Origin of the sequence: Pseudomonas sp. BIGb0176 (assembly GCF_024810175.1) — a bacterium.
Lineage (GTDB): Bacteria > Pseudomonadota > Gammaproteobacteria > Pseudomonadales > Pseudomonadaceae > Aquipseudomonas > Aquipseudomonas protegens.
Map to the genome: position 1 here is coordinate 424,241 of NZ_JANUEC010000001.1, position 14,358 is coordinate 438,598.

Below are 14,358 nucleotides of genomic sequence, written 5' to 3' on the forward strand. Positions count from 1 at the left end.
GGATTCCACATTCAGGTGATCAGTTGGTTCAAGCTGAGGATCGGCATCAGGATCGCCAGGACGATGACCAGCACGGACGCGCCCATGAACACCAGCATGGCCGGCTCGAACAGGCCCACCAGCAGGGCGATGCGGTTGGCCAGCTGTGCTTCCTGCTGCTTGGACGCGCGTTCGAGCATGCTGTCCAGCTCCCCGGAGCGTTCACCGCTGGCGATCATGTACAGCATCATCGGAGGGAAACTGCCGTTGAGCTCAAGCGCTCGGGTCAGGCTGATACCTTCGCGTACGCCACGGACGATGTCTTTCAGACCGGTACGAATTTTCTGATTGGCAACGACCTCACTGGCGATCGCCAGAGCGTCCAGCAGCGGCACGCCACTGCGCCCGAGAATCGCCAGGGTGCTGACGAAGCGCGTGCAGTTGCTGGCCCTGACCAGCCCGCCAATGATTGGCAGGCGCAGCACCAGCGCATGCCAGCGTTCACGGTTGGCCGGCTGTTTCAGGAGCATGCGCAGGGCCGTCACTGCGGCGCCGATCAGGATCAACAACAGCAGGCCGAAGTCCCGCAGGAAGCCGCTGGTGGCGATCAGCCCGCGGGTCAGCAACGGCAGCTCCTGGCCACTGTCGATGAATACCTTGATCACGTCCGGCACCACGAAGCCCAGGAGGAAGCCGACGATGCTGATGGCTGCCACCATGAGAATGCTTGGATAGAGCATGGCCAGATGGATCTGCTGGCGTGCGGCCTGGCTGGCTTCGGTGTAGTCGGCGAGGTTCATCAGCACCTGGTCCAGGTGCCCTGAATGTTCGCCGGCGGCCACCGTGGCCCGGTACAGGTCGGGAAAGGCCTTGGGGTAGGCGGCCAAGGCCACGGCCAGGCTGTAGCCTTCGAGGACCCGAGCACGAAGCGCCAGCAGCATGCTTTTTACCCGCTGCTTTTCGCACTGTGCGGCCACGGCAGCGAGCACTTCCTCCAGGGGCAGCGAGGCTTGCACCAGGGTTGCCAGTTGCCGGGTCAGCAGGGCCAGCTCGGCGCTGCTGAGGCCGCCGCCAGCCGTCTTGACCTCGCCCAGGACGGTGCTGCGATGGCCCTGGCTGGTGGTGATTTTCAGAGCGATCAGCTGGCGTTCGCGCAGCATTTGGCGGGCCTGGCGCGGGCTGTCGGCCTCCAGTACACCGCTGGATTTCTTGCCGGCGGCGCACATGGCCAGGTATTCGTAGGCGGCCATCTTCAGTCCCTCTGGGTAACCCGCAGCAACTCTTCAAGGCTGGTGAGCCCCTGTAGCACCATGACCTGGCCATCGTCGAACAGGCTTGGGCTGTGTTGCCGGGCGTGGCTGACCAATTCATGTTCTCCGGCGCCGGTGTGGATCAACTGGCGTAGGACGTCGTCGAACAGCACCAGCTCGTAGATCCCGCGGCGGCCGCGATAGCCCGAGTGCTGGCAGTTCGGGCAACCCACTGGCCGGTACAGTTGTGGCGCGCTATCCGGGCCCACGCCCAACCGTTCGCAGGCGGCGGGATCGGCGTCATGGGGCTCCTTGCATTCGGGACACAAAAGACGTACCAGGCGCTGGGCCAGTACGCCCAGCAGCGACGTGCAAAGCAGGAACGGCTCGATGCCCATGTCCACCAGGCGGGTCACAGCACCGATGGCGCTGTTGGTGTGCAGGGTCGAGAGCACCAGGTGCCCGGTGAGGGAGGCTTGCACGGCGATTTCCGCGGTCTCGCGGTCGCGGATTTCACCCACCATCACCACGTCCGGGTCCTGGCGCAGGATGGCCCGCAAGCCACGGGCGAAAGTCATGTCGACCTTGGCGTTGACCTGGGTCTGGCCAATACCGGTGAGGTGGTACTCCACCGGGTCCTCGATGGTCAGGATGTTGCGCTCCAGGCTGTTGAGGCTGGCCAGCCCGGCGTACAGCGTGGTGGTCTTGCCGGAGCCGGTGGGGCCGGTCACCAGGAGGATGCCGTGGGGTTTGTGCAGGGCGGTTTCCAGGCGCTGGCGTACCGCCGGGTTCATGCCCAGGTGCGCCAGGTCCAGGCGCCCGGCCTGTTTGTCGAGCAGGCGCATCACTACCCGCTCGCCGTGGCTGGAAGGCAGGGTCGAGACCCGGACATCCACTTCATGCCCGGCGATGCGCAAGGCAATGCGACCGTCCTGGGGGATGCGTTTCTCGGCGATGTCGAGCTTGGCCATGACCTTGATCCGTGACACCAGCAGGGTCGCCAGTTCACGCCGCGGGCGCAGCACTTCGCGCAGCAGGCCGTCGACCCGCAGGCGTACCGAAAGGTGTTCCTCGAACGCCTCCAGGTGCACGTCGGAGGCCTTGCTTTTGACCGCTTCGCTGAGGATCGCGTTGATCAGGCGAATGATCGGGGCGTCGTCTTCCTGCTCCATCAGGTCGGTGGTTTTCGGCAACTGCTCGGCGAGGCTGGAGAGGTCGAACTCTTCATCGAACTGTTCGCCCAGGCCATCGGCCACCTGCTTGGCACCGTCCTGGCCGTCGCGGTAGTGGGCAGCCATGCGCTGGGCGAAGGCCTGTTCATCGAGGATTTCGCTGCGCAGTGGCGCACCGTTGAAGCGGCGCACCTCGGCGATCACCGACCAGGGGGTATTGGCGCGGCAATAGAGCACCGGGCCCTGGGCCTGGTGCTCCAGGACCACGCCGTGACGGCGGGCATAGGCGAACGCCAGGCGCGGGCTTGGGTTGGGACTGATCATGGCTGCGGTGCAATCCCTTGGGTACGCATGTCGATCAGGCCCTGGTCGCCGTCACTGTTGGCATCGAACAACTGATGCGGATTGTGCGGAAGCTGGCCGCGGGTCTTGCCATCCAGGGTGCGCAGGGAGCGCAGGTTGTTGTATTTCTGGGTGCTCAGCTTGTCGGCATTGGCCGTATTGCGCAGCAGGGTCGGACGCAGGAACACCATCAGGTTGGTCTTCTCGTTGACCTCCTTGCTGCTGCTGAACAGCTTGCCGAGCCAAGGGATATCACCGAGCAACGGCACCTTGCTCACCTGGACCTTGATGTTGTCCTTGATCAGGCCGCCAAGCACGATGATCTGCCCGTCGTTGGCCAGGATGGTGCTCTTGACCGAGCGCTTGTTGGTGATCACATCGCTGGTGCTGATGCCGGGTGGTGCCGCGGCCAGCTCGGAGCTTTCCTGTTCGACTTTAAGGCGCAGAAAGTTGCCTTCATTTATATGCGGAGTGACCTTGAGGGTGATCCCCACGTCCTTGCGCTCGACGGTGGTGAAGGGGTTGCTGGCCCCTGCTGTGTCGGTGGTGTAGGAGCCGGTCTGGAATGGCACGTTCTGGCCGACGAGAATTTCCGCCTGCTCATTGTCCAGGGTCAGCAGGCTCGGGGTGGACAGCAGGTTGTTGTTGGAGTCGCTGGACAGGGCGGTGATCAGCGCGCCGAAGTTGCTACTGCCGATGCCTATCACGGCTCCGTCCGGGAGGGTCGGGCTCTTGCCGCTCTCCAGGTTGCCCAGCAGGGTGCCGATAGTCATGCCGGCGCTGTTGAAGTTGCTGACGGCGCCCCATTTGCCCCGGCCTGCGGCCCACTGCACGCCGAGGGCCTGGTTGATGTCGCCACTGACTTCGACGATGGCCGCTTCCACCAGCACCTGGGCGCGGGGCTGGTCGAGTTCGTCGATGATGCTTTCGAAGGTCGCCAGTTGTGCCGGTGAGGCCATCAGCACCAGGGCATTCTGGCTTTCGTCGGCGCTCACCAGCACCGGGCTTTCCTGTCTCTGATTGTCGCTACCGCGGCTTCCCGCTTCCAGGCGCTTGCCGATCCCGCTGAGCAGTTCTTCGAGCTTCTTCGCATCGCTGTGATTGAGGCGTCGCACTCGGGCGTTCTCGCCGACATTGTTCGGCACGTCGAGGCTCAGGGCCAGGCGCTGCATCTGTTGGCGAATCGGTGCCGGGCCGACCAGGATCAGGCGGTTGCTGCGCGAATCGCCGATAGCCTTGGCGCTGCTCTGGCCACTGCTGTTATCGGTCAGGCTTTCGCTCAAGGTCTTGGCCACGTCGTTGGCCCAGGCATGCTTGAGCTGGAGAATGTTGAACTGACGCCCGCCGGCGTTATCCAGTTCTCCGATCACCTGGCGCACGCGTTGCACGTTGTTGGCGCTGTCGGAAACGATCAATGAGTTGGATGTGGTGGAAGCTGCCATGTAGGCGTCGGAGGCGACCAGAGGGCGGACGGCGGAGACCACTTCGCTGGCGTTGACGCTGTGCAGTTCGATGACTTCGGTGATGAACTCTTCGCTGCCCTCGTCGGGTTGGGCGTAGGCTTTGGTCTTGGCCTCGGCTACCGGCAGGATCAGTACCCGGTCGCCCTGGTCCATGGCCACGTAGCCCTGGCTGCGCAAGGCGGTGAGAAACAGCGAGTAAATGCCTTTCTGGTCCATGGCGGTGGTGGACTGGACCGTGACCTTACCGTTCAGGCGCGGGTCGAGGATCATGGTCTTGCCGGTGATCTGCCCGACCTCGTTGATCAGGTCGCGTAGTTCTGCGTCCTTCATGTTCAAGGTCCACTGTTGTCCCTGGGGAGGTTTTTCAGCGGCCTGGACGGGGCCGATCAAGGTGCTAAGGGCCAGTAGGGAGCCTGCAATGAATGTTCGTTTCATGATGTCTTGGGGGGTCACAAAGAGGGTTGAACGAGGTTGTGGGTTTCTGCCCGCACAGCAGTGCTTTGAGGCATTTCGGGGGCCATGGGCAACGGCATCAGCAGGGGAGTCGAGTGGTGGGCCAGAGACAGCGACTGGTCTTCGCCAAAGCGTTGTATGCGCACCTGTTGGGTGCTGATCTCGCGCAGGCTGCCACCTCCGGGAAGGGGCTCGCCAATGCCATAGAAACGGCTGCCCTCAGGGGATTCAATCAGCGCCCTGGACAGTTCCGGGCGACGTTCCACCAGGCTGGCCAGCAGCGTCAGCGGCACTCTTGGCAGGTTGCCGGTGGCTTCCTGGGGCAGCACACCGAACAGTTGGGCTATGGCCGCGTTGTTCGGCGGCAGGCGCGGCGGTTCGCTGACGGCCAGGGGCCCTGGGCGCACGGTCTCGTCCAGACGCTGGGCGAACAGGAAGCTGTTGTAGGCGAGCCAGCCCAGCCAGGTCACCAGCAACGACAACGCGCCGATCTGTAGAACGGCGCGTGGGCATCGGCGCAGGAGGTTCATAGGCTCATGTGCCGCAGGAGTTTTTCACCGCGCCAGTGATGGATCACCACCGCTGCCACATGCCCGACCACCAGCAGCGCCAGCACGACGCAGGCGTACTTGTGCACCCTATTGAAGAAGGCGGTGAGCAGCGGTTCCTGCAGCGGCTGGGGCAGTGACAGCAGGCCGAAGACATTGATCGGGCGTTCCATCATCAATACGCCAGTGGCCAGCACCAGGCCGGTCGTGAGGTAGAGCGCCAGGTGTCCGCCCTTGGCCAGCAGGCGGGCGAGCCGATGGGGGGAGGCCGGTTCCTGGCGGTCCAGGGCACACACAACTCGCAGGCCAAGCAGCGGAATCAGCAGGAAGGTCAACGACACGTTGATGAAGTTGATCCCGTCGGCGATCACGGTGGGCAGGTTGAGCAGGGCGTTGCCGAAGCCACTGAGCGTTGCCCAGATGATGATGGTGGCGAAGGTCCAGTGCAGCAGCACATGAAGCCTGGAGTAATTGCGAGTAGACATAGGGGGCATGACTGGCAAAAGGAAGCGTGGCGCCAAGCGCCACGCTCGGGTTAACGAAGGTGTGGCTTAGTTCTTGTCCCACGCCTGCTGCCAGGCGAAACCTACGCCTGGTTCATAGGCGTTGTTAGTGCTGGTCCAGATGGTGCACCAGCCGGCAACAGGGCCGGTCTTGCACTTGTAGGTGTTGCCATCTTTGGGCTGCAGCACCACTGTGCCAGCCTTGTAGGACTTCAGGCTTTGCGGGAACACGTGGTCGTACTGGCCTGGCTCGCCGCCGCCGTTTTCGGCTTTCAGGGCGAAGCTGGCGGTCTGTTGCAGCACTTCGCCTTTCTTCGAAGTAGCAACCACGACCAGGTCGTACTGACCGGCGCCCTGACCGGTGAGGGTCATGCTGAAATGCGGGTTGTTGCCGGCTGGAGCTTCCTGGAACAGGACGCTTTCACCTCTGGCGTTGAACACAGTGGCTTTCACGGTGTAGTCGCCGCCCTTGGCGATGGCGTTGAAGTGCAGGTCGACCTTGCCGTCCTTGAGGGTGTATTCGGACTGCATGCCAGTGATGGACAATTCGCCCGGCTTGGCAGCCTGCTCCTTGTCGATCATCACGTTGACGATGTCGCTGCCTTTCTTGACCAGGATGTCGTTCTTGCCGAAGTTGGGTAGCACTTCGTCCTTGTCGTTGAGCAGGCCCATCTGGTAGCCCTGCTTGGCAGCGTTGACCTTCTTGGCCAGTTCGTGCGGCCAGACGTCGGCCTTGGCCAGTTCGGCGGAGCTGATTTGCAGCACGATCTGCTTGGCGGCCTGTTCGCCCTGGGCATTGAACACCCGGGTCTTGACCTTGTCGCCGATGCTCAAGGCTTCCGGGTTGACCTGGCCGACAGTGGTCCAGCCCGAAGGAATGACTGCACCGTTGTCGATGTTCAGGTCGACCACTTGATAGAAGGTGGCGTCGGTGTCGTGGACTTTCCAGGTCGCCAGCACGACGTGGTAGCCGCTGCGGTCGGACGGAATGTTCACGGTGTGCTTGGTGGTCTCTCCAGCTTTCGCCGGAACGTTGAGGGCTGGCCATGGCTCATCCAGCAGTGGGGTGCTTTCGAAGGAATCACGGGTCAGTGGCTGGTTGGGGTTCCAGTCTTTCTTGGTGATGTAGAACTGCCAGTAGCGAGTGGCGTGGGGAGCGGCGTACTTCCAGGCGAAGGTCTGCGGGCCTGGCTTGATGGTATTTTTGGTCCAGCGAGTACTGCTTTGTTCGTTGATCGCGGAGAAACGATCCAGGCCGCCGGCAGGAATGGTGCCGTTGGCCGGGCCGCACTTGGTGAAGTCACCGGTACAGGCCTGGGCGGCGCTTGGGAAGTGCGAGAAGCCGCCTTCGAACTTGCGGCCGATGTACTCGGTGCTCTGTGGCTCGTAAGCCACCGCTCCGCAGTTGCTGTTCTGGTTCAGGCCTTTCTCGTTGCACATGTAGGCACGGGACTTGGGGCTCTCGATGTAGCCGTGAGCGCAAGCTTGCTGAGCAGCAACGCCGGCAACGCTCATGGCCAGGACCAGAGGCAGCTTGAAGAACGAGCGAACTCGGTTGGATTTGATCATTGTTAGATCCTTGAGCAGATAGAAGGAAATGCAGGAGTTCTCGGGGGCGCCACTGGGGACCGATCTGAGGGGACGGTTGGCATCCGTGCCAGAGCTGCCCTGGGAACAACCACAGGCTACGCGGCAGGGTCTGGGAGGGGACATGGGACGAGTACGAGAGTCGCCAGCTAGCGCTGTTGGGCAGCAAGGGCCAGGCGTGCCGGGCGTTGTCGCGCGTTTTTGCGCGATTGCCAGCACTGGTACGGAGCGTGCTTTGTACGCAGAAAAAGCGTGGCATTCACATGCCACGCTCCAAGGTGAAACCTTCACCACTGATGGTTACTGGCGATCCCAGGCCATGGTCCAGTGACTACCGGTACCTGGCTCGTAATGCGTCGCTCCGGCCTTCCACTGCACGCAGTAGCCGCTGTAGGGGAAGGGCTTGCACTTGTAGGTATTGCCGTCCTTGGGTTGCAGCACCAGGGTGCCGGCCTTGTAGGTGCTCAAGCCTTGGGGGAAGACGTGATCGTACTTGCCGCCTCCCTCACCGCCACCGCCGCTTTCCTCCTGTTTCAGGGAGAAGCTGGCAGTCTGCTGCAGCACTTCGCCTTTCTTCGACGTGGCTACCACGACCAGGTCGTATTTGCCGGCGCTCTGACCGGTCAGCGTCATGGAGAAGTGCGGGGTATTGCCGGCTGGAGCCTGTTGGAACGCCACGCTTTCACCCTTGGCGTTGTACACCGTGGCTTTCACGGTGTAGTCGCCGCCCTTGGCGATGGCATTGAAGTGCAGGTCGACCTTGCCGTCCTTGAGGGTGTATTCGGACTGCATGCCAGTGATGGACAGTTCGCCCGGCTTGGCAGCCTGCTCCTTGTCGATCATCACGTTGACGATGTCGCTGCCTTTCTTGACCAGGATGTCGTTCTTGCCGAAGTTGGGTAGCACTTCGTCCTTGTCGTTGAGCAGGCCCATCTGGTAGCCCTGCTTGGCAGCGTTGACCTTCTTGGCCAGTTCGTGCGGCCAGACGTCGGCCTTGGCCAGTTCGGCGGAGCTGATTTGCAGCACGATCTGCTTGGCGGCCTGTTCGCCCTGGGCATTGAACACCCGGGTCTTGACCTTGTCGCCGATGCTCAAGGCTTCAGGCTGAACTGCGCCGACAGTGGTCCAGGTCGACGGAATGGTGGCGCCATTGTCGATGTTCAGGTCGACCACCTGATAGAAAGTGGCGTCGGTGTCGTGGACTTTCCAGGTCGCCAGCAGCACGTGGTAACCGCTGCGGTCGGACGGGATGTTCACGGTGTGCCTGGTCTTGCCGCCCGCCGCGGTCGGGGCGTTCAGGGCTGGCCATGGCTCGTCCAGCAGAGGTGTGCTTTCGAACGAATCACGGGTCAGTGGCTGGTTGGGGTTCCAGTTTTTCTTGGTGATGTAGAACTGCCAGTAGCGGGTGGAGTGGGCCGCCGTGTAGTGCCAGGTAAAGGTCTGCGGGCCCGGCTTGATGGTGTTCTTGCTCCAGCGCGTGGCGGTCTGCTCGTTGAGCTCCGAGAAACGCGCCAGGCCGCCGGCAGGGATGGTGCCGTTGGCCGGGCCGCACTTGGTGAAGTCCCCAGTGCAGGCCTGGGCGCTGCTTGGGAAGTGCGAGATGGACCCTTCCCCCGGGCGGCCGATGTACTCGGTGCTTTGTGGCTCATAGGTCACGGCGCCGCAGTTGGCGTTGAGCTTGCCACCATTGGTATGGCACATGAAGGCGCGGGATTTCGGGCTCTCGATATAACCGTGAGCGCTGGCTTGTTGAGCCGCGAGCGCAGCCATGCCGATGGCCATGGCCAGCGGAAGCTTGAGGAATGAACGGGCTCGGTGCAACGTGATCATCGATTGATCCTTAGTTGGGAATTATTGGATTCAACACGCGATCGTGGGGAAGGATGTGCAGCTGGCACCCCTGTCTTGCGCCCCCCGAAAGCAAGCGCAAGGGTAGGAAGGGCGGGCGCCACTTCACATGGGACAAGTACGAGAGTCAGTCAGCGGCGCGCGAGCAATGCCCCTGGACCAGGGCCGGAGGGGCTGGCGCAGGGCCGCCAGGTCGGCCTTGGCCTGTTCGAAGATGCGCTCCATGCTGTGCAACAGGTCGGCCTGGCAACGGCGGACTGCCTGTGGCTGACGCACGTTGACCTGGCGCAGGGCCTGGCAGGCCGCGGCCATTTCGCTGGCATCGATCAGACAGGCCACGCCGGTCAGGCGGTGGCTCAGGTCACCGATGGTCTCCGTCATGGCGGCCAGGTCGGTGTCGCGTATCTGCTGGATCTCTTGCTGCAGGTTTTTGGTCAGCTCAAGGAGAATGCGCCGGCGCAGGATCGAACTGTTCCGGCCTGCTTCATCCAGGTGGTCGAGGCTGAAGGCGCGAATATCCCGAGGCTCTTCCTCGACCGGCGCGTAGTTGTTCAGGACTTCCTGCAGGCGTGCCAAGGTCACCGGCTTGATCATCAGGTCGTTCATCCCGGCGTTGGAGCACTGGGTGGCTTCATTGCTCAGGGCACTGGCGGTGTAGCCGATGATCAGCCGCTGGGGCAGCCCCAGGCGCCGTTCATCCTGGCGCACGGTGCGAGCCAGGGCGTAGCCATCCATGCCCGGCATGTTGCAGTCGCTGATCAGCACGTCGTAGGTGGATTCGCTCAGGGCCAGCAACGCCTGTTCGCCGCTGCACACATGTTCTGCCTGATGCCCCAGGCGACCCAGTTGCAGAGTCAGCACCAGGCCGTTGGTCGACACATCGTCCACCACCAGGACTCGCAGGGCCTTGGCCTCCTGCTGGTCGGGTAACAGGGGCTCGTCCACTGGCCCTGGGGCCAATTGCCAGCTCAGGGGCAGTTCCACGCTCACGCAGCAGCCCTGGCCGGGCTGGCTTTCCAGCCAGATATGCCCATCCATCAACTGGGTCAACTGATTGCAGATGCTCAGGCCCAGGCCCGAGCCGCCGTAGAGGTGGGCGGTGCGCGCGCTGGCCTGGCGATAGGGCTCGAAGATCAGTGGCTGCAAGGCCAGGGGAATGCCGATCCCGGTATCGCTGACGCTCAGGGTCAGCAGGCTGACGCCTTCGCGTAGGACACTTTCGCTGACTCGGACATGGATGCCGCCCTGGTCGGTGAACTTCAGCGCATTGCTGATCAGGTTATGGAAGATCTGCTGCACGCGCAGCGAGTCGACCCAGTACAGGCGCTGGCGGTCGGCATGGTAGTCGAAGTGCAGTTGCAGGTTTTTCTCCCGCGCCTGGGCGGCAAACAGGCCGAGGCTGTTGGTCAGCAACGGCTCCAGCGCGGTAGGGTGCGCAGCCAGCTGCATCAGGCCGCTCTCGATCTTGTCCAGGTCGAGGATGTTGCCGATCAGGTCGATCATCGAAGTCGCCGATTGTTGGGCCACCCGCAGGTTGTGCGATGGCAAGGTGCGGCTGCTGGTTTCCAGCTCCAGCAGGCCCACCAGAGCGTTGAGCGGAGTGCGCAGCTCGTGGCTCATGGACGCCAGGAATTCGCTCTTGGCCGCGCTGGCCTTGAGTGCCACCTGCTTGGCTTCGCGCAACTTGATTTCCAGGTGTTTGCGCTCGGAGATGTCCAGCCAGCCGCCGAGCAGTCCCTGTAGCAGGCCCCGGGCGCTGTAGAAGGGGACCAGCCATTGGTACAGGTAATGTTGTTCACCCTTGATCACCAGGCTGGTGTCGAGAAAGCGCGGCCGGTGGTTGTGCAGCAGTTGCTGGTGCTCGTCTTGCAGGACCTGGGCGAACTCCGCTGGCATGTTCAGTTGTTCGGTGGGCAGGCAGCCTTCTACCTGTTCCTGGGAGGTGCTGAAGAACTCCTCGTAGGCGCGGTTGCAGGTGCTCAGGCGACCATGCAGGTCGCAGACGTAGAGTGGCGTCGGCAGACCGTTGAGCAGGGAAAATTGGAATGCCAGCTTGTCCTGCAGCCGGGTCTGGGCGCAGATCCGTTCCTTGACCTGGATCTTCAGCCGCCAGTTCCACACCAGGAACAGGGCGAAGATCACCAGAGCCCCGACGCCGACGTGCCAGGCCTGCTCTGCGGCCCATTCCCAGAAATTCTCCCGGGGGCGTTCGGCCACCACCTGGATATCACTCAGCGGTGCGCGGGACAACGAGTCCAGCAGCTTGTCGAGGATACCCAGCAACTCGCCGGAGCCTTGGGCCACGGCGAACTGGTGGGGGCTGGGCGTGGCCTTGATCGACAGGCCGTATTGCAGGCCGGGGCCAGGCTGCATCGGGTCGCTAGCGGGGCTGTCCAGGGTCGCGTCGGCCCGACGCAGGCGCACCAGGTCAAGGGCCTGTTGGAAGTTGTCGGTAAGCATCAGTTGGATCTGCGGATAGCGCAGGCGCAAGTGTTCAAGCAGCGGGTGCTGGCGCGGCAGCGAAAGGGTGTGCCCCTCCATGGCCTCCAGGGAACTGGGGGAGCTGTCTCCGTTGCGGATGATGAAGGCCCAGTTGCGGGTGACATAGGGCTGGCTGAAACGTATCCCGCGGGAGCCGTCGGCAATCGCCCGCGGGCGGCTGGCCAGGTCGACGTGGCCTCTGGCCAGTTGCTCCAGGTCGTGGGACCGGGACTGGCTCGACTCGATGTTCAGTTCCAGGCGAAAGGCATCGGCGAGGGTCTGCAGCAGCTCGACGCTGCGACCGGACCAGCGCCCGTCGCTGGTGCGATACAGGTATGGCGGCGCTTCATGGGCTAGCAAGTTGATTTGCCCGTGGTCCTGTAACCACCCCAGTTCCTGGGGGCTGAGCATGAACGTGTCGATCGGGGAGTAGGGGAACGGCCCGTGGCTGGCCTGCTGTTGGAGCTTGAGCTTCTGGGCCTCGGGAATGCTCTGCAGCGCATGGTTGAGCAGGGTCAGCAGGGTGAGTTCATCACGGCGCACGGCGAAGGCGAAGCCGGTGTCGGGCAGTTGTGCGGAAAACTTGTTGTGCAGAGCCAGGTCCGTACGTGCCTGGAGGTACAAGTCGGAGCGGAACTGGTCGCCGATGAAGGCGTCCGCTTCGCCCCGGGCCAACTGCTCGAAGGCCAGCGCCGTGGTACTGACCTCGCGCAGTATGCTCAGGGGGTAGGCCTTGCGGACCCGATTGCTGTCCAGGTAGTTCTTTAGCACCAGCACCTGCTTGCCTCGCAGGTCCAGGGGCAGGCTGCGGTCACTGGAGCGGCCGACAATGATGGGCTGGTTGCGCAAATAGGGCAGGCTCAGGCGCAGCTCCGGATTGGCTGCTTCAAAATCGCTGGCCCTCGGCAGCAGGTCGATCCGCTGCTCCAGCAGCGCATCCACCGCCGCCTGGGGCGAAGGCAGCTCGACGTTTTCGAAGTGCAGGTCCAGTTGTTCACCGATGAGTTGCAGGTACTGGTCGGAGATGGCCTTCAAGACCTGATTGCCGGCGCTCTCCATGGGCCGATCCGGCGGTACGATCCGCGCCACCTTGAGGCGCTTGCGCGGCAGACTGTCGCGCAGCTGCAACAGTTTGTTCAGCGGCAGGTTGCTGTCCCGGGTGGCTGGCGGCAGGTTGTCGGCGTGGGCTGTGGCCAGGGTTGGCAGGCTGGCCAGCGGGATAAGCAGCAGGCAAAAGCGCTGCATCCTCCGGCGCACGAAGGAAAGCGAAAAGAGATACATAGAGGGGGGACTCCGGGATGTGCCGCGCTTGCAGCTCAGGAAAGGCCGTGCTCCTGGATGTACAGGAACAGGCTGGCAGAGGTGTCCAGGCCGAGCTTGCGCATGGCGCTGCTTTTTTGCGTGCTGATGGTCTGCTTGCTCCGGGACAGATGCAGGGCAATGGCACCGATGCTCATGCCGGTGCCGTACAGGCGTAGTACTTCGACTTCCCGGGCCGAGAGTTGCTCCGGTTGCAGCAACGGCTTGCCGTGCAACGCGGCGCTGGAATCCAGCAGGTGCTGGATCGACGCGGAGACGAAAGGCGCACGCGGGCTGGCCGCCACGGCCTTGGGCAGGTCGTTGAGCAGGCCGCGCTTGCTCACCAGGCCCTGGATGCCCAGCTTGAGCACGCTGCTGATCAGCGCCGGGTTGTCGAGCATGGTGACCACCACGATCGCCAGCTGCGGGTACAGCGTGCGCAAGCGGCGGATCAGGCGGATACCGTCCACCTGCTCGCCGCCGGGCATCATCAGATCCGTCAACAGCAGGTCGCAGGGGTGACGCTGCAGGTTCTCCAGCAGGGCTTCAACACTGTGGGCCTGGGCGACCACGTCCAGGTTGGCGCGGTTCTCCAGCAGGGTGTGTATCCCAATCAGGGTCAGGGGATGGTCATCGGCTATCTGGACGCGGATCGACATCGTTTTTCGCTACTCGGCTTTTCGACAGGCATGAGCACCCAGCAAAGCGCCGGCTTCCTTTGGTTGGAGTAGGCATTTTGCTAGTGGGTTCGTCAGAGGTTTCGCAGGGTATCACTGAAATTGGCGTCAAAAAGCTGCTGAGGCGCTTTTAAGAATCGTCTTATGTTTGCTAAGAAATGTCCTGTAAATATGTAGGATGTGTAGCTGATTTGTAGTGTGAAACGCCTCTAGATTGGGCTCTCAGCGGTGCTTTTCTGCTTCGTTTCTGGCGTTTTTCAATCCTGAAGGCGCTTTCGGGATGGGGCTCATTCCAGAGGGGGCAGGCGCCGTTTGATCGGCGATTTCTTGACAATCGCGGTGTTGGTTTCGGCGTAGTGATTGAGGTGGTCCAGCAGGCTGTCCAGTTGTTCCATGGAGCGCACCTGGAGACGGGCAATGAAGCAGTCGTCGCCGGTGACCTTGTCGCATTCGGTGAACTCGGCAATCGCGAGGATCTGCCGTTCGACCTCCTGCAACTTGCCCGGCAAGGGGCGGATGCGGACGATGGCCTGCAACTGGTAACCGAGAAACCTGGGGTCGATCTCCAGGGTATAGGCGCTGATCACGCCGCGTTCTTCCAGCCGGCGCAAGCGCTCCGAGACGCTGGGAGCGGACAGCCCGCTGATCTGCGCCAGGGCTTTGAGGGAGCGTCGCGAGTCTTGCATCAGGGCGCTGATCAGGGTTTGGTCGATGGCATCCAGCATGGCGATCTCGTTAGGTGAATGGGCTCTTTGG

Annotated in this window: 10 protein-coding genes; all 10 read right to left on the reverse strand. The window is 62.7% G+C overall.

Going from position 1 to position 14,358, the window contains the following annotated elements:
* Window positions 1–11: 11 nt before the first annotated feature.
* Window positions 12–1,229: a type II secretion system inner membrane protein GspF gene (gene gspF / locus M2395_RS01830; protein ID WP_065363298.1), complete on the reverse strand. Its 1,218-nt coding sequence runs from the start codon at window positions 1,227–1,229 to the stop codon at window positions 12–14.
* A 2-nt stretch (window positions 1,230–1,231) separates the two neighbouring features.
* Window positions 1,232–2,725: a type II secretion system ATPase GspE gene (gene gspE, locus M2395_RS01835; RefSeq protein WP_065363299.1), complete on the reverse strand. Its 1,494-nt coding sequence runs from the start codon at window positions 2,723–2,725 to the stop codon at window positions 1,232–1,234.
* Window positions 2,722–4,641, reverse strand: a complete 1,920-nt coding sequence (gene gspD, locus M2395_RS01840) for a type II secretion system secretin GspD (protein WP_123430750.1) — start codon at window positions 4,639–4,641, stop codon at window positions 2,722–2,724. Before gspD ends, gspE begins: the two co-directional genes overlap by 4 nt.
* 14 nt (window positions 4,642–4,655) lie before the next feature.
* Window positions 4,656–5,189 (reverse strand): type II secretion system protein N, encoded by a 534-nt coding sequence (locus tag M2395_RS01845; RefSeq protein ID WP_065363300.1) that lies wholly within the window; start codon window positions 5,187–5,189, stop codon window positions 4,656–4,658.
* Entirely contained in the window at window positions 5,186–5,692 is a 507-nt protein-coding gene (locus M2395_RS01850; protein WP_123430511.1) for a cytochrome b, read from the reverse strand. Before M2395_RS01850 ends, M2395_RS01845 begins: the two co-directional genes overlap by 4 nt.
* Before the next feature lie 66 nt (window positions 5,693–5,758).
* Window positions 5,759–7,279: an N-acetylglucosamine-binding protein GbpA gene (gene gbpA / locus M2395_RS01855; RefSeq protein ID WP_123430512.1), complete on the reverse strand. Its 1,521-nt coding sequence runs from the start codon at window positions 7,277–7,279 to the stop codon at window positions 5,759–5,761.
* Between the two features lie 318 nt (window positions 7,280–7,597).
* The gene (gbpA, locus tag M2395_RS01860; RefSeq protein WP_072449898.1) at window positions 7,598–9,127 is read right to left on the reverse strand and encodes an N-acetylglucosamine-binding protein GbpA; all 1,530 of its coding nucleotides are present in this window, start codon (window positions 9,125–9,127) and stop codon (window positions 7,598–7,600) included.
* Window positions 9,128–9,250: 123 nt separating this feature from the next.
* The gene (locus M2395_RS01865) at window positions 9,251–12,907 is read right to left on the reverse strand and encodes an ATP-binding protein (protein WP_123430513.1); all 3,657 of its coding nucleotides are present in this window, start codon (window positions 12,905–12,907) and stop codon (window positions 9,251–9,253) included.
* 35 nt (window positions 12,908–12,942) lie between these two features.
* Window positions 12,943–13,584 (reverse strand): response regulator, encoded by a 642-nt coding sequence (locus M2395_RS01870; RefSeq protein WP_077934451.1) that lies wholly within the window; start codon window positions 13,582–13,584, stop codon window positions 12,943–12,945.
* Between the two features lie 305 nt (window positions 13,585–13,889).
* Entirely contained in the window at window positions 13,890–14,327 is a 438-nt protein-coding gene (locus M2395_RS01875) for an Lrp/AsnC family transcriptional regulator (protein WP_011062012.1), read from the reverse strand.
* Window positions 14,328–14,358: the final 31 nt, after the last annotated feature.